General features: G+C 31.3%; 24 protein-coding genes and 1 riboswitch. Of the genes, 7 read left to right on the top strand and 17 right to left on the bottom strand.

Annotated features, from left to right (window positions below; genetic code table 11):
* The first annotated feature begins 23 nt into the window (after positions 1-23).
* Both KSU54_RS09195 and KSU54_RS09190 read left to right on the top strand, forming a co-directional pair.
* A complete protein-coding gene (locus tag KSU54_RS09195; protein WP_307726370.1) occupies positions 24-992 on the top strand; it encodes a Na/Pi cotransporter family protein in 969 nt (322 codons plus the stop codon).
* Complete coding sequence (locus KSU54_RS09190) at positions 964-1,542, top strand: DedA family protein (RefSeq protein ID WP_003535700.1); 579 nt, start codon at positions 964-966, stop codon at positions 1,540-1,542. The genes KSU54_RS09195 and KSU54_RS09190 overlap by 29 nt, the downstream gene beginning before the upstream one ends.
* Here the strand turns inward: KSU54_RS09190 and KSU54_RS09185 are convergent.
* From KSU54_RS09185 to KSU54_RS09175, 3 genes are all read right to left on the bottom strand, one after another.
* On the bottom strand, positions 1,539-3,536 hold the full coding sequence (locus KSU54_RS09185) for an AAA family ATPase (protein WP_003535699.1): 1,998 nt from the start codon (positions 3,534-3,536) through the stop codon (positions 1,539-1,541). The genes KSU54_RS09190 and KSU54_RS09185 overlap by 4 nt on opposite strands.
* Before the next feature lie 93 nt (positions 3,537-3,629).
* Entirely contained in the window at positions 3,630-4,628 is a 999-nt protein-coding gene (locus tag KSU54_RS09180; protein WP_003535697.1) for a diguanylate cyclase domain-containing protein, read from the bottom strand.
* Positions 4,629-4,767: 139 nt separating this feature from the next.
* On the bottom strand, positions 4,768-5,130 hold the full coding sequence (locus KSU54_RS09175; RefSeq protein ID WP_003535696.1) for a hypothetical protein: 363 nt from the start codon (positions 5,128-5,130) through the stop codon (positions 4,768-4,770).
* A 73-nt stretch (positions 5,131-5,203) separates the two neighbouring features.
* On the opposite strand from KSU54_RS09175, the gene KSU54_RS09170 reads away from it, so the two are divergent.
* Positions 5,204-5,896 (top strand): GTP pyrophosphokinase, encoded by a 693-nt coding sequence (locus KSU54_RS09170; protein ID WP_008792597.1) that lies wholly within the window; start codon positions 5,204-5,206, stop codon positions 5,894-5,896.
* 27 nt (positions 5,897-5,923) lie between these two features.
* Here the strand turns inward: KSU54_RS09170 and KSU54_RS09165 are convergent, their stop codons facing one another.
* Positions 5,924-6,070, bottom strand: a complete 147-nt coding sequence (locus KSU54_RS09165) for an IS3 family transposase (RefSeq protein ID WP_369931495.1) — start codon at positions 6,068-6,070, stop codon at positions 5,924-5,926.
* Positions 6,071-6,422: 352 nt separating this feature from the next.
* Between KSU54_RS09165 and KSU54_RS09160 the strand changes: the two genes are divergently transcribed.
* The gene (locus KSU54_RS09160; protein WP_003535694.1) at positions 6,423-6,914 is read left to right on the top strand and encodes an ECF transporter S component; all 492 of its coding nucleotides are present in this window, start codon (positions 6,423-6,425) and stop codon (positions 6,912-6,914) included.
* Between the two features lie 25 nt (positions 6,915-6,939).
* Here KSU54_RS09160 and KSU54_RS09155 read toward each other — a convergent pair whose 3' ends face one another.
* Entirely contained in the window at positions 6,940-7,542 is a 603-nt protein-coding gene (locus KSU54_RS09155; protein WP_081446366.1) for a LysR substrate-binding domain-containing protein, read from the bottom strand.
* A 159-nt stretch (positions 7,543-7,701) separates the two neighbouring features.
* Here KSU54_RS09155 and KSU54_RS09150 point away from each other — a divergent pair, with 159 nt between their 5' ends.
* Positions 7,702-8,679, top strand: coding sequence for an aldo/keto reductase (locus tag KSU54_RS09150; RefSeq protein WP_117792153.1), 978 nt, complete (start codon positions 7,702-7,704; stop codon positions 8,677-8,679).
* Positions 8,680-8,997: 318 nt separating this feature from the next.
* On the top strand, positions 8,998-9,828 hold the full coding sequence (locus KSU54_RS09145) for a class I SAM-dependent methyltransferase (RefSeq protein ID WP_003535680.1): 831 nt from the start codon (positions 8,998-9,000) through the stop codon (positions 9,826-9,828).
* A 38-nt stretch (positions 9,829-9,866) separates the two neighbouring features.
* Here the strand turns inward: KSU54_RS09145 and KSU54_RS09140 are convergent, their stop codons facing one another.
* The 11 genes from KSU54_RS09140 to KSU54_RS09090 all read right to left on the bottom strand — a co-directional run bounded on the left by KSU54_RS09140 (position 9,867) and on the right by KSU54_RS09090 (position 20,900).
* Positions 9,867-10,271 (bottom strand): GNAT family N-acetyltransferase, encoded by a 405-nt coding sequence (locus KSU54_RS09140; protein WP_008792592.1) that lies wholly within the window; start codon positions 10,269-10,271, stop codon positions 9,867-9,869.
* 42 nt (positions 10,272-10,313) lie between these two features.
* The gene (gene lysA, locus KSU54_RS09135) at positions 10,314-11,621 is read right to left on the bottom strand and encodes a diaminopimelate decarboxylase (protein ID WP_003535675.1); all 1,308 of its coding nucleotides are present in this window, start codon (positions 11,619-11,621) and stop codon (positions 10,314-10,316) included.
* A gap of 12 nt (positions 11,622-11,633) precedes the next feature.
* Positions 11,634-12,377, bottom strand: coding sequence for a 4-hydroxy-tetrahydrodipicolinate reductase (dapB, locus tag KSU54_RS09130; protein ID WP_009008852.1), 744 nt, complete (start codon positions 12,375-12,377; stop codon positions 11,634-11,636).
* 1 nt (position 12,378) lies between these two features.
* Positions 12,379-13,272, bottom strand: coding sequence for a 4-hydroxy-tetrahydrodipicolinate synthase (gene dapA, locus KSU54_RS09125; RefSeq protein WP_003535671.1), 894 nt, complete (start codon positions 13,270-13,272; stop codon positions 12,379-12,381).
* A 9-nt stretch (positions 13,273-13,281) separates the two neighbouring features.
* Positions 13,282-13,752, bottom strand: a complete 471-nt coding sequence (locus KSU54_RS09120; protein WP_008792590.1) for an ACT domain-containing protein — start codon at positions 13,750-13,752, stop codon at positions 13,282-13,284.
* Positions 13,753-13,812: 60 nt separating this feature from the next.
* A riboswitch (Lysine riboswitch) is annotated at positions 13,813-13,986 on the bottom strand.
* Positions 13,987-14,232: 246 nt separating this feature from the next.
* Positions 14,233-15,567, bottom strand: a complete 1,335-nt coding sequence (locus KSU54_RS09115; RefSeq protein ID WP_003535667.1) for a dicarboxylate/amino acid:cation symporter — start codon at positions 15,565-15,567, stop codon at positions 14,233-14,235.
* 226 nt (positions 15,568-15,793) lie between these two features.
* On the bottom strand, positions 15,794-16,342 hold the full coding sequence (locus KSU54_RS09110; protein ID WP_003535665.1) for a sugar O-acetyltransferase: 549 nt from the start codon (positions 16,340-16,342) through the stop codon (positions 15,794-15,796).
* A gap of 93 nt (positions 16,343-16,435) precedes the next feature.
* Positions 16,436-18,409, bottom strand: coding sequence for an ABC transporter permease (locus tag KSU54_RS09105; protein WP_003535663.1), 1,974 nt, complete (start codon positions 18,407-18,409; stop codon positions 16,436-16,438).
* Positions 18,399-19,166 carry an ABC transporter ATP-binding protein gene (locus KSU54_RS09100; RefSeq protein WP_003535661.1) on the bottom strand — a complete coding sequence of 256 codons (768 nt, stop codon included), beginning with the start codon at positions 19,164-19,166 and terminating at the stop codon, positions 18,399-18,401. Before KSU54_RS09100 ends, KSU54_RS09105 begins: the two co-directional genes overlap by 11 nt.
* A 67-nt stretch (positions 19,167-19,233) precedes the next feature.
* Positions 19,234-20,244, bottom strand: a complete 1,011-nt coding sequence (locus KSU54_RS09095) for a sensor histidine kinase (protein ID WP_003535659.1) — start codon at positions 20,242-20,244, stop codon at positions 19,234-19,236.
* Positions 20,241-20,900 (bottom strand): response regulator transcription factor, encoded by a 660-nt coding sequence (locus tag KSU54_RS09090; RefSeq protein ID WP_008792589.1) that lies wholly within the window; start codon positions 20,898-20,900, stop codon positions 20,241-20,243. Before KSU54_RS09090 ends, KSU54_RS09095 begins: the two co-directional genes overlap by 4 nt.
* Before the next feature lie 374 nt (positions 20,901-21,274).
* On the opposite strand from KSU54_RS09090, the gene KSU54_RS09085 reads away from it, so the two are divergent.
* Complete coding sequence (locus KSU54_RS09085; RefSeq protein ID WP_003535656.1) at positions 21,275-24,145, top strand: MBL fold metallo-hydrolase; 2,871 nt, start codon at positions 21,275-21,277, stop codon at positions 24,143-24,145.
* 160 nt (positions 24,146-24,305) lie between these two features.
* Here the strand turns inward: KSU54_RS09085 and KSU54_RS09080 are convergent, their stop codons facing one another.
* Positions 24,306-24,482, bottom strand: a complete 177-nt coding sequence (locus tag KSU54_RS09080) for a hypothetical protein (RefSeq protein WP_003535655.1) — start codon at positions 24,480-24,482, stop codon at positions 24,306-24,308.
* Position 24,483: the final 1 nt, after the last annotated feature.

The raw sequence follows: 24,483 nt of genomic DNA, 5'->3' as shown, positions 1-24,483 counted from the left end.
AGTAATAATAAGGGAGTGATTTTATTACTAAAAATATAATTGGTTTTATTGCTAGTCTCGGTGTTTTTCTTTATAGTATGCATCTAATGTCAACTAGCCTTGATACCTTAGCAAACGATAAGCTTGAAAATATTTTATATAAACTATCTTCAAATAAATATTTAGGTGTTATCACCGGAACAGCCATCACAGCAATAATTCATAGTTCCTCTGCTACAACTATTATTCTCATCGGTCTCCTTAATAGTCATCTAATTTCATTAAATCAAGCAACTTGGATTATTTTAGGTGCTAATATCGGAACTACTGTAACTGGACTCATGATTGCTTTAGATTTAGGTCAGTCAGCAATCTATTTATGTGTCCTTGGATTATTACTAATGTTCTTAAAAAATAAAATTGCTTATTTAGGACGTGTCTTAATGGCCCTAGGATTGATTTTTTTAGCAATGGACAGTATGGCCGTAGCTCTGGCACCATTACAAACATCCCCATATTTTATTAATATGTTTGGTCATTTAGACAATCCTTTAACCGCTATTTTAGTTGGAACAGTTTTTACGGCGTTGATTCAAAGCTCAACTGCATCAGTTGGCGTCTTGCAAACTATTTATCAAAAGGGATTAATTAGTTTTGCAATGGCTACCAATGTTATTTATGGTCAAAATATTGGCACTTGTATAACCGCAGTTTTAGCATCACTTAATGGCGATCGCAGTTCAAAACGTTTAAGTGCTATTCATATCTTAATTAATGTACTCGGAACTATTATTTTTGTAATCTTAGCAAAATTTATCCCACTAGTTTCATTCATCGAATCCTTGACTCCAAATTATATGATGCAAATTGCTTATATGCATACTTTCTTTAATATCATTTCAACTATTATTCTATTACCATTTGATAACTTATTGATCTATCTGGCTAATAAAGTAATCCCATTATCAAAACAGGAGGTCACTTATGCTCACAAACCTTCTCGCTTATATTAACACCTACGGCTACAAGGCAATCTTTCTTTTAATTGCGATTGAAAATTTATTTCCGCCTATCCCATGTGAAATAATTTTAACTTTTGGCGGTTTCATGACAACGATCACAAACCTAACACCTCTAGGCGTAATTACAGTTGCTTCGCTTGGTTCTTATTTAGGCGCAGTGATTCTATATTGGTTTGGCTACTTAATCAATCTAGAACGACTCGAAAAGCTTCTAGTCCGATTTTATTTTAAACGTCATGATCTATCCCGTTCCCTTAACTGGTTTGAACAATATGGAAAAATCTCTGTTCTTATTGGTCGCTTGATTCCGATTGTTAGATCATTGATTTCTCTGCCTGCCGGAATTACTAAAATGAACTTCTTTAGTTTCTCATTTTATACTTTGATTGGTACAATCATTTGGAATAGTATTTTAGTAGTTCTTGGAATTATTTTAGGAAATAACTGGATCTTAATTAGTAAATATGTTAAACAATACGCACTGATTATTGCAATCATCACACTATTAATTATTTTATGGAAAAAGCGAAGACTCAATTAACTTTGGGCCTTCGCTTTATTTTGAAAATATTTATTAGCTGCTTTAACAATTCCTCTTCCTTGAAGTTTCATATCATATTCCTTTAAAATCAACTCAATATCTTCTTCTTTAACCTCATGAGGACAATTTTTACGAATAATTTTCTTTAAATCCATTTTTGTTAAATTCTTAAAATTAATTATTTCATCGATACGGCTTAATAATTCATCACTAAAAAAATTCTTAACTTTACTACTATGATTATTCTTTTTAAATCCTAATGTATTTTTAGCAGTCCCTTTATTTGACGTCATAATAATAATTGTATTATTAAAATATACTTTTCGTTTATGACTATCTTCTAAATAACCTTCATCAAATACTTGAAGAAAAAGATTTATAACATCTTGACTTGCTTTATCAATTTCATCTAAAAGAATAATACTTTTAGGATAGGTTTGTAATTGTCCCAGTAATAAACTTGGTTTATCATAACCAACATATCCCGGGGCTGCTCCAATTATCTTTTGAACACTGCTGCTATCACGATATTCACTCATATCTAAGCGAATCAATTTACGCCCCAAAAGTTTTGAAAGCTGTTTTGCACTTTCACTTTTTCCAACACCACTATTTCCAACAAATAACATTACTGCACTTGGTTGTTTTGACTGTTTTGTTAATTTTAATTGATTGATTATTTGTTCAATCGCTTTACTTTGTCCAATAATATGATGATTCAATTTTGCTTTAATTTCATCATAATCATAATCCTCACTTATCTTAACTGATGTATATTCTTCTATAACATCTTTAACAATTTGTTTAGTAATAATATGTTGCTGCTTAAATCGGGCTTTAACACAAGCTAAATCAAAAATATCGATGGCTTTATCAGGGAAAGTTCGATTTTTGATATAACGATCAACATTATCAACTAAATATGTTAAAACTTCATTATCGACTTCAATCTGATGAAATTGCTCATAAAATAATTTAGTTTTCTGTAAAATTTCTAATGTTTCTTCTTTAGTATTTTCTTTTAGTGTAATAACACTAAAACGTCGATTCATTGCTTGATCCTTTTCAAAATGCTGGAAATATTCTTCTGTCGTTGTTGCACCAATAATCGTTAGATCTTTTCTCGCTAAATACGGTTTTAAAATATTAGCAGCATCAATAGCCCCTTCGGCGCCACCAGCTCCAATAATATTATGGATCTCATCAATAAAAATGATGACATTATCCATTTCCTTTACCTTATCAATAATCTTTCGTAGCTTTTCTTCAAATTCACCACGATATTTTGTTCCTGCAACAATACTAGATAAGCTCAATTCATAAATAATTTTCTTTTTTAATCCTTCATTTACTTGTTTTTGATTAATTAAATACGCTAATTTTTCTACTAAAGCTGACTTACCTACACCAGCTTCACCAATAATCAACGCATTATTTTTTTCTTTCTTACTTAAAATCATACATAATTTTTCTAATTCTTTTTGTCTACCAACAATTAAATGTTCACCCTGTTTTACTTTCTTATTAAGATTAACTAGTGATTGAATCTGATCTAATTTAGTTTCTAATTCACTACTTTCATTTAATTGATAGATAATTTCTTCAAAATCAACTTTATATTTCTTTAATAATTCGTGAGCTACACTTTCTTCACTCTGCAATAAAGCAATTGTTAGGATATTAAGCGTTACTTTACTTTTATTTTGTTGATTAGTGATTTCCATTGCTGCTTCTAAGATACTTTTTACAGCATCACTATACTCCATATAAAAAGGTTGATCATCATTTGTCCCAAACAACCTTTTTATATCCTCATATATATTTTTATCATCAACATCATATTTCTTAACTAATTCCCGTAATTTGGAATCACTTATCTTTAACAGCGATAGCAGTAAATGTTCACTACCGACATTATTATGACCTAAATCAAAAGCAATACTTTCGCCTACCACAATTGCTTTTTGGGCTTGTTCATCAAATTTTGTTAACATGTTCCACCTCTAATTTTATTATATGTTTGACCTCTTAAATTATTAACGAAACGATTTATTTTAAACATAAAACAGTTCCCTTTCGAGAACTGTTTAGAGTTGATATATAGATATTCTGTTTCGACCATTATTTTTACTTAAATATAGTGCTTTATCGGCATTAGACCACAACTCTTGATAATTTTTACCATGTTTAGGATAATATGCTCCCCCGATACTTAAAGTAATTGTGCTGCTTCTATCAATTGTTGTAATATTCTTCTGCCAATTTTGTTTAAATTCTTTAATAGTCTTTTCAATTGCATCATAATTAGCATCGTCTAAAGCCAGATAAATGATAAATTCATCACCGCCAATGCGACCACAAATTCCTGATTTAAAACTTTCTTGCATTGTATTAGCTAATTTTATCAAAACCTCATCACCATACGGATGACCATTATTATCATTAACTTCTTTAAAATAATCTATGTCTAATACTAAGATCACTCCATACTGATGATTACTCATCGCTTCAGTAACTTCTTTTTCAAGTGATGGACGATTTAATATTCCAGTAAGATAATCATGTCTTAAATTATAGATTACTTGTTGATTGGACATCTCTAATTCCTTCGTCTTTTCAGCAATTTCCTTTTTTAACTGAGCATTACTTTCTTCGACAATCCGTTGTGGGAAAAACTCATCATCACCTTGACTATAATCCGGTACTGATTGATGAACATGGATAATCTTCCACTGCATATCATGATATTCAATAATAAAGGTTACTCGTGATGAAAAACTATAGACTAACTGGTCGTTACTATTTTGTCGGCCCTCAATTTGGCCAATTACTACAAATAAGTTATCAGCTAATTCAGTTCCCTGATACCATTCATCTTCAATTATAAAAGTTCCATCCCAAAGTTCTGCTTCTTTATTCAAAGCCGTCATAAGTTCTTGAATGTTGCGACTAACCTCGTGAGCTCCCGTCCCAATGATTGTAATCCTTTTATCAATTATATCTTCTAATAACTTATAATTACGCTTCCCAAGATACTCATGGGCTATATATTGACAAAAGATTTCAGCATCTTTTACTGTTTTCATCTCTGACTCCTTTCATTACTACTCTATTAAATAGTATAGCATATTTCAGTTATATTTAGGACATAATAAAAGACTATCAGTAAAGTGAGTTCCAAAAGTTGGATATAACCAACTAGAAGAATTCGCTTCACTGATAATCTTAAGAAAATAATTCTGCAAAAAATGATTTCTTTTTAATTTCTTTACTACTTACACAATAACTTGCCTTCAAAGTACCCGTAAGTTCCTTTCCTTTGCCAGCGCCTAGGACAATTGTATATTCTCCATTATAATACTTAGCTTGATAATCTTTTTGATGATCAGCTAGTGCTTGATCAACATCATCAACACTTTTAATCCAATCTTTATAGTCTTTAATTAAGTCATCTTTTGTTTCATACATTGTCTTAATATCTTTATCACTATTACTATTGGCAATTATTTTATATTTTGGGTCATTACTTGAAGCATTTACTGATACAATATTCATCATAATTAATAATACTACAATTGTTTTTTTCATCTAGTTCACCTCAAGTTCATTATTACCAACTATGATTAAGTTATACAAAAAATATTTAATAAAGGGGTATTTTATGACTAATCGAATTATGCAAAAGGAAATTGTCAGTGATCCTTTTACCGCACTAGTTCCTAATACAGATATAACTGACACTTTACAAGAATTTATGGCGCTGCAACAACTTTATGATGCGGGAATTAAAGAAGTAAGAACAAAATTAGAAATTCTTGATGATGAGTTTAAAATAAAACATGATCATAATCCTATTCATCATATGGAATATCGTTTAAAATCTGTAAACAGTATATTGGGAAAACTAGAAAAACGGGGCCTAGAAGTATCTTTAGATTCTATTGTAACTAATTTGACTGATATTGCTGGTGTTCGCGTTATTTGTAATTATGTTAGCGATGTCTATAAAATTGCTGATTTATTAATAAAACAAAGTGATATTAAACTTATTGCCAAAAAAGATTACATTAAACATCCCAAGGAGAATGGTTATCGTAGTTTACATCTAGTTGTTGAAGTTCCTATCTTCTTAGCAGAGAAAGTTCAGCCAACTACTGTAGAAATTCAAATTAGAACGATTGCGATGGACTTTTGGGCAAGTTTAGAACATCACTTGCGATATAAAGCTGATAATGAAGTTCCTGATGGAGTTCGTGATGAGCTAATTGAATGTGCTAAAACAATTTCTAATCTGGATTATAAAATGCAAGGTATCCATGAGGAATTAAATAAACCAAAGAAAAAAGTGATTTAGTGTAGTATTCCCAAAAAGTTGGACACATTAAATTAAAGCTAAATCTTGAAAGGATTGTTGTCTATATGCAAGTGGACTCAATCCTTTTCTTTTTGTATTGATTCTCTCGTTATTATAATATTCGATATATTCACTCATTGCAGCTTTGAGTTGTTCTCTTGTTTTAAACTCTATTAATCAATTCGATTCTTTGTTCAACAGATATGGTTGTTCTTCCATGTTCTAATCCTATTTCTCCAAGTGAATCAAATATCCTAGACCAGCGAAGAACTTAATTATAAAAACTTCATGTTTAATTCCTGGTGGTCCTTTTATGCATTCACCATTTTTTATGTTTTTAAATACATTCTAATTTAAGTTCTTTACTCTACTTCATATAAAAAGTGACCTCCTAAAGTTGGTCACTACATAGATTACTTTTTCTCTATATTAATTTAAACTGTCCTTTTAAAATATCTTATTATTGGTTATTAAGATATGGTCAATATTTTGCTATTATATTATCAATTCTAAAGGGGGATTAGAAATGATTAATGAAAAAACAAATCAACTCGCAAAAACAGCACTAATGATAGCCCTAATTTTTGTTGGAACATTCAGTATTAGAATTCCCAATCCAGCTACTGGAGGATACTTTCATATGGGCGACAGTATGATCTTTTTAAGTGTATTGATTCTAGGTAAAAGAGATGGTGCCTTTGCTGGTGCATTAGGAGGTGCTTTAGCCGATTTACTATGTGGTGCAGCTATCTGGATCGGACCAACTTTAATTATTAAATTCATTATGGCCTGGATCATGGGAATTATTTGGGAACAGTATCCAAGTAAAATAATAAGTGCAATTGGTGGTGGCGTTTTCCAAATTATAGCTTATACAGCAGCTGAAACTTTTTTATTTACTTGGCCCGCTGCACTTGGAGCTTTACCTGGTCTAACTATGCAGACTGCTGGTGGCATTATTATTTATGTTATCTTAGCAAGAGCTTTACAGACAACAAAATTATTAAACAGTGATTAAAGAGTTACTGCATTTCAGCAATTTTTTATAAATTTATTTTATTAATTGCAATATAGTTGATAAAGTTTTCTGCAGCTGCTGAAATATAATCTACTTTATTATAAACTAGATAGATTACACGGTAATCTTTTTTTAATTTTAAAGGAATGACCTTTAAATCAAATTCTTTTAAAAATGATGTATTAGCAGCGATTCCTACACCAAACCCTTGATTGATCATCCCACCAATCAATAATTCATTTTCCTGTTTAGAAATATAGCGGGGCTCCAATTTATGTTCTGCAAAAATTTCTTTAACTGTTTGAGCAATTACTAAATCATCAAGATAGCCTACTAAATCATAGTTTACTAATTCTTCTAAACTTATCTCCTGCTTATTTGCAAGTTCGTGATCTGGTGGAACAACAGCAACAAATTCCTGATATAAAACAGGAATAAAAACTAATTCTGGAGCAATTATTTTTCCACAAAAACCTATATCATATTTATGTTCTTTTAGCCCTTTAATAATATTTTCTGTTTTATCAGTTTGAATTTTAAACTCTGTTTGGGGATATTGCTGGAGATAACCTCTGATTGTATCTGGAATATATTGTGATGATAGTGTATGAATTATTCCTAATTCAATCGGCTCTCTATTTGGACCTCAGATAGCTGCTAATTTTGTTAACAGTGAAGCCGGCCCCCTTGCCTATAACAATGTCTATTTAGTTGCTATTGGTGTTGCAATCATCGGTCTTATCTTAAATACTTATTTAATCAAAAAAACTGCTTAGGAGATGAAAAAATGGAATATATTAACATTAAAGGTTTAGACAAACCGATTTCAAAATTAATTATGGGTACAGCCTGGTTTAATCCAGCCTTTGAAGAAGAAATTTTTACAATGCTGGATCAATATGTTGCTGCTGGAGGAACAGTAATCGACACAGGTAGATTTTATGGGGCAAACAAAGATGGAGAACATGCTTGTGAATCTGAACGAGTTTTAAAAAAATGGTTTGATTCTCGTAATAATTGCGATCAATTAGTAATTATGGATAAAGCATGTCACCCAATTATTACCCCTGAAGGCTGCCATCATCCAGAGTATTGGCGAGTAAAGCCAGATATTATTACTGACGATCTTCATTATAGTTTACTTCATACAGGGTGCGATCATTTTGATATTTACTTACTTCATCGCGATGATCCTAGTGTCCCTGTCAATGAAATAATGGATCGTTTAGAACAGCATCGTCAAGAAGGTTTAATTACTACTTATGGTGTATCCAATTGGGAACTAGATTGTGTTCAAGCGGCAGTAGAATATTGCCAACAAATGGGCTACCAAGGATTATCAGTAAATAATCCATCTTATTCTTTAGCCCATGTCGCGAAAACACGTTGGCCTGGCTGTGTCTATGCAGATGACGATTTTGCTAAATGGCATCAAAATAAAGATGTTACTCTATTTAGCTGGGCCGCTCAAGGACACGGTTTCTTCGCTGATATTTACGATGATAACGCACCTCAGGACATTAAAGATGCTTTCTTTACTCCAGAAAACTTTGAACGATTAAAACGAGCTAAAGAATTAAGAAAACTCAAAGGGGTTCCTTCAATCAATATTGCCCTTGCATATGTACTTGACCAGCCATTTGATGTTGCAGCTATTGTTGGCAGTCGTAATAAAAGTGAATTTGATTCATGTGCTGAGGCGTTAAAAATAAGATTAACTCCTGCTGAAATTGATTATCTATGTCTTAAAACAGACAAATTATAAATTAATAAAAGCCATAGCAGTTATGGCTTTTATTAATTGTTTTTACTTTACAAATACTATATAATTTAATTACGGTAACTATTAAGGAGATGATTTTGTCCGGCGCACTTGATGTTACATAATCAGTAACATAAGTGAAACGTGGAAAACTTAGATAATCAAAAATGCATAATTTTTTACCTGTCAAAAACAGGTTTTATTGTTATGCCCAAATGATTATTTTAATTTCCACATTAATAGTCAAAACTCTTAACTGTGGAAATAACCACAGTTTTTTATTTTATCTAGTTACCGGATCATACGAAAGGACAAAACACGATGAAAGATATATTAAAACAATTAAATACGCGACCTAAATTATTTGAACAAAGTACAGCAAGTATTTGGGACGACCCTCATATTTCAAAAGGCATGTTAAAAGCTCATCTTAACGAGAACCAAGAATCAGCTACCCGTAAACTTGACTTTGTAAAAAAATCAGTTGCCTGGATCAATACTGTACTACCTAATCATCATTATAACAACTTACTTGATCTTGGTTGTGGCCCCGGTATTTATGCTGAATTATTCTATCAGTATGGTTATCAGGTTACTGGTATCGATCTATCAAAACGGTCAATCAGTTATGCTCAGGCTTCCGCCAAACAAAAAGGATTTGATATTATTTACCTTCGTAGTGACTATACCAAATCGAACTTTAGACAGCACTATGATTTAGTTACTTTAATTTATTGTGATTTTGGTGTCCTTCCTCCTGCTACTAGGAAAAAGCTCTTGCAAAAGATCTATAACACATTATCCCCCAAAGGCGCTTTATTATTTGATGTCTTTACTCCTTTACAATATGATGGAGCGGTAGAACATAAAAATTGGCAAATAAATGAAAATGGTTTTTGGCATAATGACTGGCACTTAGTTTTAAATGCTTTTTATCGTTATGATAATGTCCATACATTTTTAAATCAGTATACTGTCATTAACGAAGATAGAATAACTACTTATAATATCTGGGAACATACTTTTTCCCTGAAAGAATTAGAGAAAGACTTAAAAAATGCCGGCTTTACTAAACTTGATTTTTATAAAGATGTCATTGGACAAAAATATGATAAAACAAGTAAAACTATTTGTGTAATTGCCCAAAAATAAGACTAAATAAAAATGACTCCTTAAAAAGTCATTTTTTATTAATAATTCTTATTCAGATAAAACATTGGTTTTGCTTTTTCATTAACTTCAAAACCAAGATGTTCATAAAAACCAACAGCAGTATTTACACCAATCAAACAAACTTTATGATAGTCCTTATAATGTTCCAGCATCATTTGCATCAGTTTTTTACCAATTCCATATTTTTGATATTGTGGATTGACTAAAACATAATGAACATAAGCAACCATGATACTATCGTCCATCGAAGCAACCAGACCAACACACTTATCATTATCCCAAGCGCTAAAAACACTTCCATAGTTTTTTATTGCCTGTACTAATTGAGCAGGATAGTTCGCTGACTCCCACTCTACCGATTTAAATAAATCAACTAATCTCTCTTGCGAAATCTCTTTAATATTCTTATAGGTTAATTCCATAAATTCCTCCATCTATGTTTAAAGCGGCATATGCCGCTTTAATTAATATTTTGAATCAATGTCGTAATAAACTAAATCATCAAATGTCTGGCGACGAATCACTTCACGATCCTTACCTTCATACGTAAATACCACTGCCGGTTTTGGCAATTGATTATAATTTGATGACATTGAATAATGATACGCTCCTGTTGAAAACATTGCCAGAATATCTCCGGGCTCTGGGTCTTGTAACATAATATCCTTAATTAAAATATCCCCAGATTCACAGTTCTTTCCAGCAACAGTAATTAGGTGATCCGTCGGCATTTCTGCTTTATTTGCAATAATAGCATCATATTTAGCAGCATATAAGCTAGAACGAATATTATCAGTCATCCCACCATCAACTGTAATATAATCACGAATATCTTTAATATATTTAGATGACCCGACGGTATATAATGTGATTCCAGCATTTCCTACACAATAACGACCAGGCTCAACTAGGACCATCGGACGTTTTAATCCCCGAGCATCAAATCCTTTAGTAATGATTTCCATGATCGTATCAACTACTGTTTCAAATTCTAATGGGTTATCAGCAGCTGTATAAGCAATTCCAAAACCACCACCTGCATTTAATTTATTAATTACAATTCCAAAAATATCATAAATTTCATAAGCAATTTCAACAAATTTATTCATTGCTAAAACATACGCTTGAATATCTTCAATTTGGCTGCCAACATGACAATGTATTCCATCAAAATTAATATTTGGAGCATCAATTACCTTTTTGATTGCTTTTAGATATGTATTATCATGGCTGCTAAAACCAAATTTTGTATCTTTGGCACCAACTCGAATATAGTCATGACCTCCTGCATAAACCCCCGGTGTGATTCTGACAATCCCATTTATTTTGACACCTAATCTCGAAGCAATTTCTTGGACTAAATCTATTTCATAAAAATTATCTATTACAAAATTTTCTACCCCGTTTTCTAACGCGTATTCTATTTCTGATGGTAATTTATTATTTCCATGGAAATAAATCTTTTTAGGATCAAATCCACTTTTTAAAGCAACTGAAATCTCACCCGCTGATACACAATCGATTCCAACACCATATTCTTTAGCAATTTTATAAATTGCAATACAAGAAAATGATTTTGATGCAAATAATGGTAGTGTATTTTCATACTTTTCAATCATTTTCGTTTTTAATTTATTAAATTGATGTCTAATATGTCCTTCAGACATAACATATAAAGGTGTTCCATATTTTTTTGCTAACTCTGTTGCTTTAACATCATCTATGTATAAGTTATTATTTTTAATTTGTGCAAATTCCGTTTGTAAGACCATATTTTCCCCCTATTAATATAATGATTTTAAAGTAAATAAACCATTATCTTTATCATTTAGTGCATAAGCAGCACTAATCGCACCTTGAACAAATACTTCTTTTGATAAAGCCGTATGCTTGATTTCAATAATTTCATCTACTCCCGCAAACATAATCGTGTGTTCCCCAAAAATTGTTCCCCCACGCAATGACTGGATCCCAATTTCTTCTTTCTTTCGTTTTTCATGACGACTGCTGCGATCATAACACGCTTCTACGCCATCAATTTCCTCAGCCATAACTTCATATAATAATTCAGCAGTTCCTGAAGGTGCATCAATTTTCTGATTATGATGTTTTTCAAGGATCTCAATATCATATCCTGCGTCATAAAATTCTTTTGCGAATTGTCGTAACATTTTTGTAACCATCTGCACCCCAAATGATGTGTTATATGATTGAAAGATAGCAATTTCTTTAGATGCTTCTTTAATTTGATCAAGCTGTTCTTGACTATAACCTGTCGTAGCAATTACTAATTTTGTTTGATTCGCTAATGCATACGTTAAAATATCATTTAAATTGTTCGGATGAGAAAAGTCGATGATGACATCGGCTTTTTCATCGCACTCTTTTAATGAACTATATGTTTTTTCAGGAACTTTTTCATCAAATTCATAACTTACAATTCCCATTAATTCCATATCATTTTGACTTCTTACTTTATGGGCAATCTTTTTCCCCATTAATCCATATCCATATACTAATACTTTCATCTTAAAACCCCAACTTTTCAAATGCATCCATCGCATCAAACAATAATTTTTTATTTTCTTCGGTTGTTTCAATCAAAGGCAATCTCAATGTCGGTTTACATACATTCATTCTTGCTAATGCAGCTTTAGGCATAATTGGATTAACATCAATGAACAAATAGCGACATACCGGCTCAAGAGCATAGGCCAATTCTTGAGCTTTAGGTAAATCACCTTTTAATGCTAATTGAGCCAACAATTCAGTTTGGCGTGGATAAATATTTGATAATACTGAAATAACTCCTTTTCCTCCGGCACAAATAAATGGCAAGATATTATCATCACATCCTGAATACATATCAAAATCCATACCTTGAGTTTTAGCTAAAACTTCCATTGCATATGCAATATTATCTGTTGCATCTTTCATAGCAACAATATTTTTATGTTTAGCTAATTCAACAACTGTTGCAACATTAATATTTATTCCCGTTCTTCCTGGAACATTATATAAAATCATTGGAATATCTACTGCATCAGCAACTGTCGTATAATGTTTGATCAAACCACGCTGACTTGTTTTATTGTAATATGGAGTTACAACTAAAATTGCATCAGCCCCTTTTTCTTTAGCATAATGTGCTTTCTTTAAAGCTGTTGCGGTGTCATTTGATCCTGCTCCAGCGATAACCTTTACACCAGTTCCCGCTGCCATCTCTAATGTAATATCTAATAATTTAAATTCATCATCAATATGAATCGTTGCAGTTTCACCAGTAGTTCCATTAACTAATAAAGCTTGTACACCGCCATCAAGCATTCTTTGAACCTGACATCTAAATCCATCATAATCAATACTTCCATCTTCATGCATTGGTAATACTAGTGCTACTGCACTACCTTCAAAAATAGCCATAATTTCCTCCTATATATTTAAGCCAAAAGCTTCATCTAATTTTTTCATTGCTAATTCTTTGTGTTTCTTATCAACAATAAACGAGATTGTTCGTTTAGAGGTTGTTACTTGATAAAAATGAATGTTGTTATCCCCTAAAATAGTAAATACTTTAGCCGCTGCCCCAGGGGTCGTTTCTAGTAATTTTCCCCCAACTGCAATTTTAAAATATTTACGATTAGTCGCAATTTCTAATTGCTTAACCTCATCTTTTAATCTCATAATTGCATCATTAAGATTCTTTTGATATTTTTCATCAAGTGTAATCTCAATTTGCATCGCATCTTCAATCATTACTTGAGAAATCATATCTACATTTACCCCACACTCACTCAAGATTGTAAATATCTTGGCAATAATCATTGGGTGTTTAGGAACATTTCTAAGTTGTAATTGAATAATATTTTCTTCGTAGCTCACTGCATCAATAATATTTTCCATCATTGTTCTCCTTTACAAAAAAAGTTGCAATGAGTATCATTGCAACATAAACAGCGTATGAACAATGATAGCTCACCATTATCTATTGATAATGACAGTCTTATAGATCTTCACTATAAGCCCAGAGGATAAACGCATGCAATCATTTATCTCTTCGGCGAACGCTCCTCCCTTTTTACCTGGTTTGCATCTTATGGTAAAAACTTCTTAACAATTCGCGCCTCTATCTAATATCTGTTTACAATATATCACAATAGATATCATATTACAATACCAATTATACCGCTTTAACCAGTGTTTTTATATAAAAACATGCTCATTTTTGGCTTTATCAATAATTTATATGAAACAAAATCATAAAAATGTCAAAATTATACAAATAAAGAAAAATAACTATTCTTGATTATTTTTCCAGATAGATTGTTTTCACTAAAATATGAACATAAAAAAGCTATGAATTTATCTTCATAGCTTCTATTTTTAAATTATTTCTAAATCCGGCTGTCCGATTGTTTCATTATTATAAACAGCAAGGTCTAATTCATTTTCACTTCGGGCAACTAACATTGCAGCACTAGCGGCACCAACAACATTAGTTGCTGTTCTTGCCATATCTACAATACTTGAAATAGGTGCTAATAAAACAATAATTTCAATCGGTAAGCCTGCTGAAGCAAATAATGCAGTAGCAGTAATGGTTGCAGTACCAGGCACCCCAACAGTTCCAATTGATACTACTACAGCTAAAACAATTAAAAATATATACTGGCCGATTGAATAATCAATCCCCAAAACATTTATTGCGAAGACTGCTAATAAAACTGGCCAAATTCCTGCACATCCCGGCATACCTAGATTAGCCCCTAAACTAGCTACAAATGAAGCAACATCTTCATTAACTCCTAGTTTCTTTGTAAGTTGTCTAACAGTGACAGGAATTGTCCCAATACTACTTTGAGAAGTGAATGCTACTACCCCAGCCGGCCAAATTCCTTTAAAGAAATTAAGCGGATTTAACTTTCCTACCACCTTTAATAAAACACTGGTTACCCCAAAAATTTGGATTATACTCAATAAATATGCTAATCCTAAGACGCTCAATAGCGGAATCAGATCACTTAGAGCACTCTTGCTTACTGCACGTGCAATCAATGCTAATACAGCATACGGTGTAAAGCTAATAACAAAGTTAACAACCTCTCCCATCACACGATTTCCGGCATCTATAAAATGCTTAAACGGTAAAACAGCTTTTTGCTGATTACGGGCAATCTTATTGTAGGCAATCGCAACAATTACAGCGAAAATTACAATAGGTACTACTTCGCCATTTACCCAACTGTTAGCCAAATTGCTTGGAAATAAATTAATGATCGTATCGATGAATGCCGGAACTTCCACCGCTTTATAATCACTTGCCAATTGATAATTTATGCCACTTCCAACTTTAGTTACTACTGCTAAGGTCAGTGTTATAGTACTAGCTAGTAGGGTGTTTAATAATAAAAATATTATCGCTTTGGCACTTATTTTCTTTAATTTGATCGATGTTCCTAAATTTGTAATACTTGAAATAATACTGAATAATAATAGCGGGATAACGATCGCTAAGATCAAATGCGAATAAATCGTTCCGATTGCTTCTAAATACAAATAATGTCCTTTAAAAATCAATCCTACGGCTACCCCAAAAACTAATCCTAAAATAGTTAAAAGCCCAAAATCATACTTCTTCACTTTACCTAGAAAATAGATAATTGCGAAGAAAACACCTGCAAGAAGCACGGCTCCTAATTCAAAAATATTTATATTCATTTAACTGTCCTCTTTCCTTAATAAATTTATTTAACAACATTATTAATTATGACAACAGCCATACATTCGTTCCCATTCAAAAATCTTTTTATTTTTTAATATCTTTACGGAAATCATCCTATCCCTCTTTTCCTACTGTATTAGTATGATATAAATTTATACTATTGCTGGACAAATGTCAAGAATAATGAAAAGTTCTTAGCAAAAGCTTAAGAACTTTATAAAATCATATCTTCTTTTTTAGTTGACATGGATTGCCATAAGCTAGTACGTTAGCAGGAACATCTTTAGTTACCACACTGCCTGCTCCAATAACGCTATTATCGCCAATCGTAACTCCTGGTAAAATAGTACAGTTTCCACCAATCCAAACATTATTCCCAATGGTAACTGCTTTCCCAAATTCAATTTCTTTTAAACGCTCTTGTGGATCGATTGAATGACAGGCAGTATATATTTGGGTATGTGGACCAATCAGAGTATTATCACCGATCTTAATTTCACAAACATCTAAAAACACACAGCCGTAATTAATCATAACATCTTTTCCCAAATAGATATTACAGCCATAATCACATTGAAATGGCGGATGAATCCAAAAATTACCGCTTGTATTAATAATTTTTTTCATTAAGCGGCTTCGCATATTATATACATGAAAACACCTTTTATTATACCTATGCAAACGCCGCGCTGTCTTATCATACATATAGATCAGTTTTAAATCTCGGGGATTATAAATTTCTCCCGCTCTCATCTTTTCAAACTCACTCATTTTATCACCTACTTGTTATCATCATAACATATAATCTATACCTCAATTACTAGTATATAAAATTGAAGTGAATCCCCTCGTCAGTATAATCCTCTACTTATCTTTAATAATACTTTTACTACACTGGTATGTGATGATAAAATAACCACCATAAATAATAACTAAAAAGATTCCAGTCGTTATAATAGCATCAAATACATTAGCCTGATTAAATGTTTGCAGCATTATATTGCAAACCTGGATACCAAAAATTGAATGAATCAATGCTAAGATAAGCGGGAAAGCAAAATAAACAGCTATTTGCTTAAATAAAGAACGATTAATCATTTTTTCATCAACACCAACGTTCCTTAAAATCTGATATTTTCCTTTATTATCAATGCTTTGTGACAACTCTTTGAGTGCCAAGATAGCAGCACAAGAAATCAAAAATACAATTCCTATATATAAACCAATAAAGATAACCATAGCTCCCATAGACACACTACTACTTGAAATTTGAATTCTTGTATTAATCAATAAGACATCAGAGCTATAACTGTGCATTTTTTCATCTACTTCGTTTCTTGTATCCTGATCATTTGCAGCATAATTACCCACTAAATAACTATCAGCAGGAATAAAATTACTAACCGCTTCATCTGGAACAATATACACTCCCATACACATATGACTAGACTGCATTGATAAAAAACCATTTTGACATTTATCAAATTTACTCTGATATATCTTTCCGTTTAACTCAATAGCTGGTTTTTCTTTAAGAAATTGATTTCGACTAAACATTAAATTTTCATAATTCCCCATTACAACATATTCGTCTTTTAAATCATAAGTTGGTAAATTATATATTTTAGCCAATTTATTATAATCACTAAGTTTAATAATATCTTCACAATTATTCAAATAACTTTCACTTACATCTTTAAAGGCACTGCCAAAAGTATCTCTATATGTCAATTGTGAAGTACGATAAGTCATAAATGTATAAATGTTTTTTAAATCATCTAATCCTATTTGCTTTTGAGACAAATATTTTGTAATTGATAAATTATCAACACTTACATCTTTTTGCATTTGAATATCAACTGGAGCTAACTCATTTATCTCTTCTGTTGCAGAATTATTTAACGCAAAAGCACTTGAAAAAATACAGATTGTTAAAAAAAGCATTAAACAAATTACCGTTGTTGAAAGTACTGTTGTATTAATCTTACTACTAATTTGTTTAACCGTAAAACTATTTAAATTTTTGAAATAATAATTTTTAGATGCCATAACAAATTTTAAAATCAAACCTGAAATAGACCAATAGATTAAAAACGTTGCGACAGCACCATAAATCATTTGGAAAAGCACTGAGCTGCTGTTCGTTAAATTACCAGCTCCTGCGGTAACGTTATAATAAGCATAACTTAATAATACAACAGCACCAATAAAGATCCCTATACAAAGATAGGTATTCTTTAATTTAACTTCTTCATTTTGTCTATTTGCTGTCAATAATTTAATTAATTGTTGGCGATTTACTTGAATCGTATTAAAAACCATAACCAGAAGATACATAATCCCAAAATAAATCATTGTTTTTATCCACGCACTTAAAGAGAAAACAAATGTAAATTTAGTCATGTCTGCTTCAAACATATTAGCTACAACAATCGACATTACTTGAGATAGAGCGACTCCTAAGACTAAACCAATTACTAATGAAATCAAACCAATTGTTATAGTTTCAACTAATAGTATTTTAGAAATCTGTTTTTTTGACATTCCTAATATCATATATATCCCAAACTCTTTTTTTCTTCGCTTCATTAAAAATTGATTTGCATAGACAATTAAAAACCCTAATATAAATGAAACAAATACACTTACGCCTGACAACACATTATTCATTAGTTTAATAATATCTTTAGTTGAACTATTTAGTTTCAGCATAACTGTTTGGCTTTCCAAAGAATTGAAGATATAAAAGATTGCCACTCCAAGGATTAATGTAAAAAAATAGATTGCATAATCTTTAAAACTTTTTCTAATATTCTTTAATGAAAGATTAAATAACATCACTTACATCGCCCCCAAGCAAAGAAACAACATCAATAATTTTATCAAAAAATTGTTTACGAGTAGCTTCACCTCGATTAAATTGATTAAAGACCTTTCCATCTTTGATAAAAATCACTTTAGAAGCATAGCTGGCACTAAAAGCATCATGAGTTACCATTAGAATCGTTGTTTGATAGTCTTGATTTAATCTTTGAAGTCGTTCTAATAACATTTTAGAACTTTTAGAATCTAACGCTCCAGTAGGCTCATCTGCTAAAACAAGTTTAGGATTTGTAACAATGGCCCGCGCACTAGCTACACGCTGTTTTTGTCCTCCAGACATTTCATAAGGATATTTATTTAAAATATCTTCAATATCTAATTTTCTTGCAACAACTTTTATTTGCTGTTCAATTGCTTTAGCTTTAAAATTTTGAATTTGTAAAGCCAAAGCAATATTTTCATAAGCTGTTAGCGTATCTAATAAATTAAAATCTTGAAAAATAAATCCTAGTTCTTCACGTCTAAACCTATTTAGATCATTACCTTTAAGTTTTGTAATATCCTGACCTTCAATATAAATATGACCACTTGTAACTTTATCAATAGTTGAAATAACATTCAGTAGTGTAGTTTTCCCTGAACCACTAGCCCCCATGATAGCAATAAATTCACCTTTATCAACATTCATTGAAATATTGCTGATAGCTTTAGTAAGATTACTCTTATTTCCATAATATTTACTAATATTTTCAATCGTTAGAATATTTTCCATAATCTTTTCTCCTTTACAATTAAATTATAGAAAAAAGGCGGTCTTGGTAACATCGAAATAACTTACATCACCTTACAACCTTGTAATATTGCTCATCATTAAAAGAAATTGTTACTTTCGTATACTCACTATATTTAGATTCAATTATAATCTTATGACCTAATTTATCACATAATCGCTTAACAATATATAAGCCCATCCCCGTAGAACTAGAAACAAGACGCCCGTTTTCACCAGTAAATGATTTTTCAAATACTCTCGTTAGATCACTAGTCTTGATTCCCAGACCATTATCAATTATTTCTAAAGCAATATTATTCCTTCTAATCACATTAAAAGCTATTTTACACTTATCTGTACGCCGATATTTAATACTATTACTAACAATTTGATTAATAATAAATTCTAGCCACTTGCTATCGCTTAAAACAGAACAATTAACTTGACCGATTTCGATCTTAATATTTTGATACAATAAACTATCTTGGTTCTTCTTAATAACATTTCTAATAATTGTTCCTAATTCACATTGTTTAATCAAATAATCTTTCTCACTACTATCTTGTCGGGCATAATATAAAACTTGTTCTACATAATTTTCAATTCGACTAACTTGATCCTTTAGTTTTCTTTCATTATGTTCATGATTATGAATCATCAACTTTACACTAGAAATTGGTAATTTAACTTCATGAATCCATAATTCAATATATTCTTTAAAATTCTTAAGATTATCTTGATAAGTCTCAATCTCCTCATACATTGACTTATCAATCTCATACAATGCCTCATATAAAATCTTTCCTTCTAGAAAATCAGGCTGAGCAATCAATTCTGTAATTAAACATTTTTTATCTAATTGATTTAATTTAATGCGAAAATTATTATAGAAAGCATGTTTTTGATAATAATCATATCCAATAAGCAAACCACTAAATAAAAGCATAACTAAAACAATAGCATAAATTAATGCATTTGAAACTTTAAACATCAATAAGAAGAATAGCACGCTCACAATCATAATTATTAATAAAACTAGATAGGCCAGTCTATCTAGTAAGTATTCTTTTATTCTCATATTAACATATACCCCTGATCTCTCCTTGTTTCAATCACATCAAAAAGGCCAATCTTTTCAAGTCTTTTTCTTAGTCTAGTCATATTAACTGTCAAAGTATTATCATCAATAAATTTATCCGTACCCCATAGATAATTCATAATATCATCACGAGTTACGATTTTCCCTTGATTCATAAGAAGATAATAAAAAATTCCCATCTCATTTTTAGATAACAATAATTCCTGATCATCTTTTTCTAACGTACTTTTCATCAAATTAACCCTAATATTTTGATAAGTCAGTTTTGGTTCAGCTTTATGGAGTCGCTTAAAAACAGCTTCAATATGCAGTAATAAAATCGTTGGATTATATGGTTTAGTAATATAATCATCAGCACCATAGCTTAATGCAAGAATTTCATCGATCTCACTATCTTTACTTGTAACCATAATAACTGGAATAGTTGATTTTTCTCTTAATTTTTTTAATAGCTGCTGTCCATTCAAAAATGGAATCTTAATATCTAATAGAATCAAATCTGGATCTATTACTAAAATCTCTTCTAACGCATTTTTAAAATCTTTTAGAATGATTCCTTGGTAACCATTATTATCTAATAAAACTTTTAATTCTTCTCGTAATTCTAAATCATCTTCAATAATTAATATTTTCATAACGATCTCCTCTTTTTTATTATACACAATTATTTTTTATTACATAGTTATCTTACAAAGATGTAAGTTATTATTATCTCATTTTTTAGTTAGAAAAATTCGCTACGATAATTTTAAAACAAAAAAAGACATAGGATAAATCCTATGTCTCAATCATATAATTACTAAATATCGTTATTAGTGTAGAATTTCTATTTAACAGTTTTAATTTATAAATAAGTAAGTTATTTAATGATTATATCATATTTAATTGTATAAATATCAATCAAATTATGATATTAGGTATCAAATTATGATACTTACCATCAGTTTTTGTAATCGCTTTCATAAAGCCGCTGTGATAAAATATTTATAATGAAGGAGGGAAAAAAGAAATGTTTAAGAAAAAATTTTTTATTGGTTCCCTAAGCCTGATGTTCGCATTAAGTGGTATTGGTGCGGTACAGGCCGAAGGAGACCAAGGATCCAAATCAACAGCATCTAAAGTAGTAGAACTTGATCCAAATGGAAATGCATTTTTAACAGATCTTACTGATGATGGATATGCTGAATTAGGAAGGTACAAAGTAGAGAAAATCAAGGATAATATTTATCACTGGGATGAGGGAACAAAAAAACTTCCTGGTGGTGCAACAGATGAGAGCGGCGTAACAAATAACCCATCATCTATGTATTTTGTACTAGAAGAAGACGGTGTATTATTAGTTGATTTAGGAAATGGCTCTGAAAACGATGAAGATATTCAAAATGCAAAAACAATCGTAAATTCAATGACAGGAAATAAGCCGTTATCAATTATTATTACTCATAGTCATGGTGATCATACTGGCTTTGGACGATCAGAAACAGTATTCGCAGACGTTGACGTTGAAAAAGTATATATCAGTGAACCTGATTATGCTGCTGCCGCGGAAGCAATCACTCAATTTGATAGTAAAATCACAAAAGTTAATCATGGTGATACTGTTAACATTTATGGTGCCCCATATGTATTCAATGTTGTCAGTGCTCATACCGAAGGCTCTCTTATGATTACAGATACCACTCATGGAGCATTATTTACTGGTGATACATTTGGCAGTGGATTTATTTGGGCACTTTTTGAAACAAATGGTGGAAACCCAATTGCTGCTTTAAACGAAGGATGTGCTTTAGCTAGAACTATTTTAAATGAAAATCCTTCTCTATCTATTTTAGCTGGTCATCGCTGGCAACAATTTTGGGAAGACAATGCCCAAAGACCTAACGAAATGTCAATTCAATATTTCAACGATATGGCACAAGTTATTAGCGGTCTATTAGATGGTACAACTATTTCACAACCTTATCCAGAAGTTGCCTGGGCGCCTGATGCAATTGAGCTTTCAAGCAATGGTGCAAAGGCTAAAATAGATACATTACCAAAGTACGTTGAAGCTTACAAGGCCTCAGTTAATGAAATGAGCGAAGCCTATGTTTACAGTGGTAGCGATAAATTAAGTATTGAATCAGTCAATGCTGCCGCTGCTGCAACTTTCGTTGTTTATCCTGATGGAAATTTAACAGATGAAGAAGCACAAAAATATATTAATGAATCAGGAATAAAAGATATTGTTGATCGGGCGGCAAGCAAAGTTTATGTTGCTAGACCTGCTAATGGCATTTCTTTTACTGATGATGATGTTATAGGTTTTGAAACGATCGTAGGTAAAATTGGTGTTTCAAATAACTTTAAATTAATTGGGATTGGTGATGGAGCAACTTTCATTAATCAAAACTTAACATCTTATATGAACTTTGTATCTGGACTTGCTTTAATTAATCCAGCTCAAGGGCAAGAAGTTAAAGTATCTGTTCCTACTTACTTAGTAACTGATGATCAAGCTGTTATCAATAGTTATGTAAAAGCAAATAATGCTGGTAAGGTAAAAGATGGATATTATGAAAACCCAGAAAGTCATTATGAAATCGTTGTTGTTAATAGCGATACAAAAACAAGTGCTGCTGATGCAACAAAAGATGCATGGAATACTGTTTTAGAAAAATTTGGAAGAATTGGTAACTATAGTGAAGTCTATAAACAAACAGCAACTTGGTACTCTAGACCATTACTTTCTGGTGATAAAGAAGCTGATCAAGCAAGAAAATACCAATATTTTGATTCTGTTGATGCAATCGATAATATTGAGCGTCATGTAGTTACTCAAGATTTAGATAAAGATGGTACTGATTCATTATGGTATGAATATATTCCTGAACAATCTAAAGATGCTCAACCAGGAAGTGTCCCAGTAGTTATTCTATTCCACGGTAATACAAATGATCCTAGAACTCAATATGATACTTCAGGATGGGCACAAATAGCAAGTGAAGAAGGTGTAATCTTAATTTGTCCTGAGTGGCAAGGTCATACATATCAAGGATATACATACGATCCAATGACTGATGATTCTAATGAAACTCCTGATTCAGATGTTATTACAATGTTAAAGATCATTGAAGAGAAATATCCACAGATCGATCAATCAAGAATTTATATTTCTGGATTATCTGCCGGAAGTAGAAATACAACAAATGCCGGTCTATCAGATGCTAAATACTTTGCTGCTGGAGCTGGTCATTCCGGGCCATTCGGTGCAAGTGACTTAAATAAAGAAGCTGTTGCTGCTAATAAAGATAAATATGATATGCCAATTATTTTCTTCACTGGTGATGGTGATGAATATTGTAAAGATGCATTTGATACAACAGAATTAAATGCAGGATTACAAGTAGCTCAACTTTATCAAGAATTAAATGATATGGAAGTTACTCAAGTTGAAGACATCAAAGATGAAGATGCATATCTATATGGTGTTCCTTGGACAAAACGCTATACAATTGAGCCAACCGCTGAAAATATTGCTAAAATCGATGTTGGTGCAATTGAAAATGCCAAAGGTGTAGAAATCAGCATGGCTCGTATTTATGGTTGGGGACATTGGAACTATACTCCAGATGCTAAATTAATGTGGGAATTTATGAGTAAATATGCTCGTGATTTAGAAACTGGTGAAACAATTCGTTTGGATCTACAAGAGCCAGATACTCCTACTGATAATCCTAGTGATACTCCTAACGATACTGAAAAACCAGCAACTCAACCATCAACATCTACAAGTGTTAAAACTGGTGATTCAACAATGATTGCACCATTTGTTATTGTTGCAAGTTTATCATTATTTGCATTAGTAACTGTTATTAAAAAAAGCAAAGCAATAAGATAATCACATACAGTTTTAAATAATTATAGAAATAAAAAAAGCAAAGGTTTATTAAAAACCTTTGTTTTTTTATCCCTAATTGACTACAAAAACATATTAAACAGACAGCTATCTTCTTTAATAATAAAAAGCAACTGCACTAATTACAGCAATTGCTTATAATTTACTTACCTTTATTCATTACTTTATTAAATAATTTTTCAGTTTCTTCAAATTGTTTTAAGATTGCATCATTACTTGGTTTCTTTACTTTTACTGCATTTTTTTCATCAACTAAAATTTGTAAATTCTTATCAATATTTTTTAATAACACAATCATCTCATCTAACTTTTCTTCCATC

Origin of the sequence: Erysipelatoclostridium sp. MSK.23.31 (assembly GCF_019125875.1) — a bacterium.
Lineage (GTDB): Bacteria > Bacillota_I > Bacilli_A > Erysipelotrichales > Coprobacillaceae > Thomasclavelia > Thomasclavelia ramosa.
Note: the sequence above shows the minus strand (reverse complement) of the source record. Positions and strands in the feature narration are given on the sequence as shown.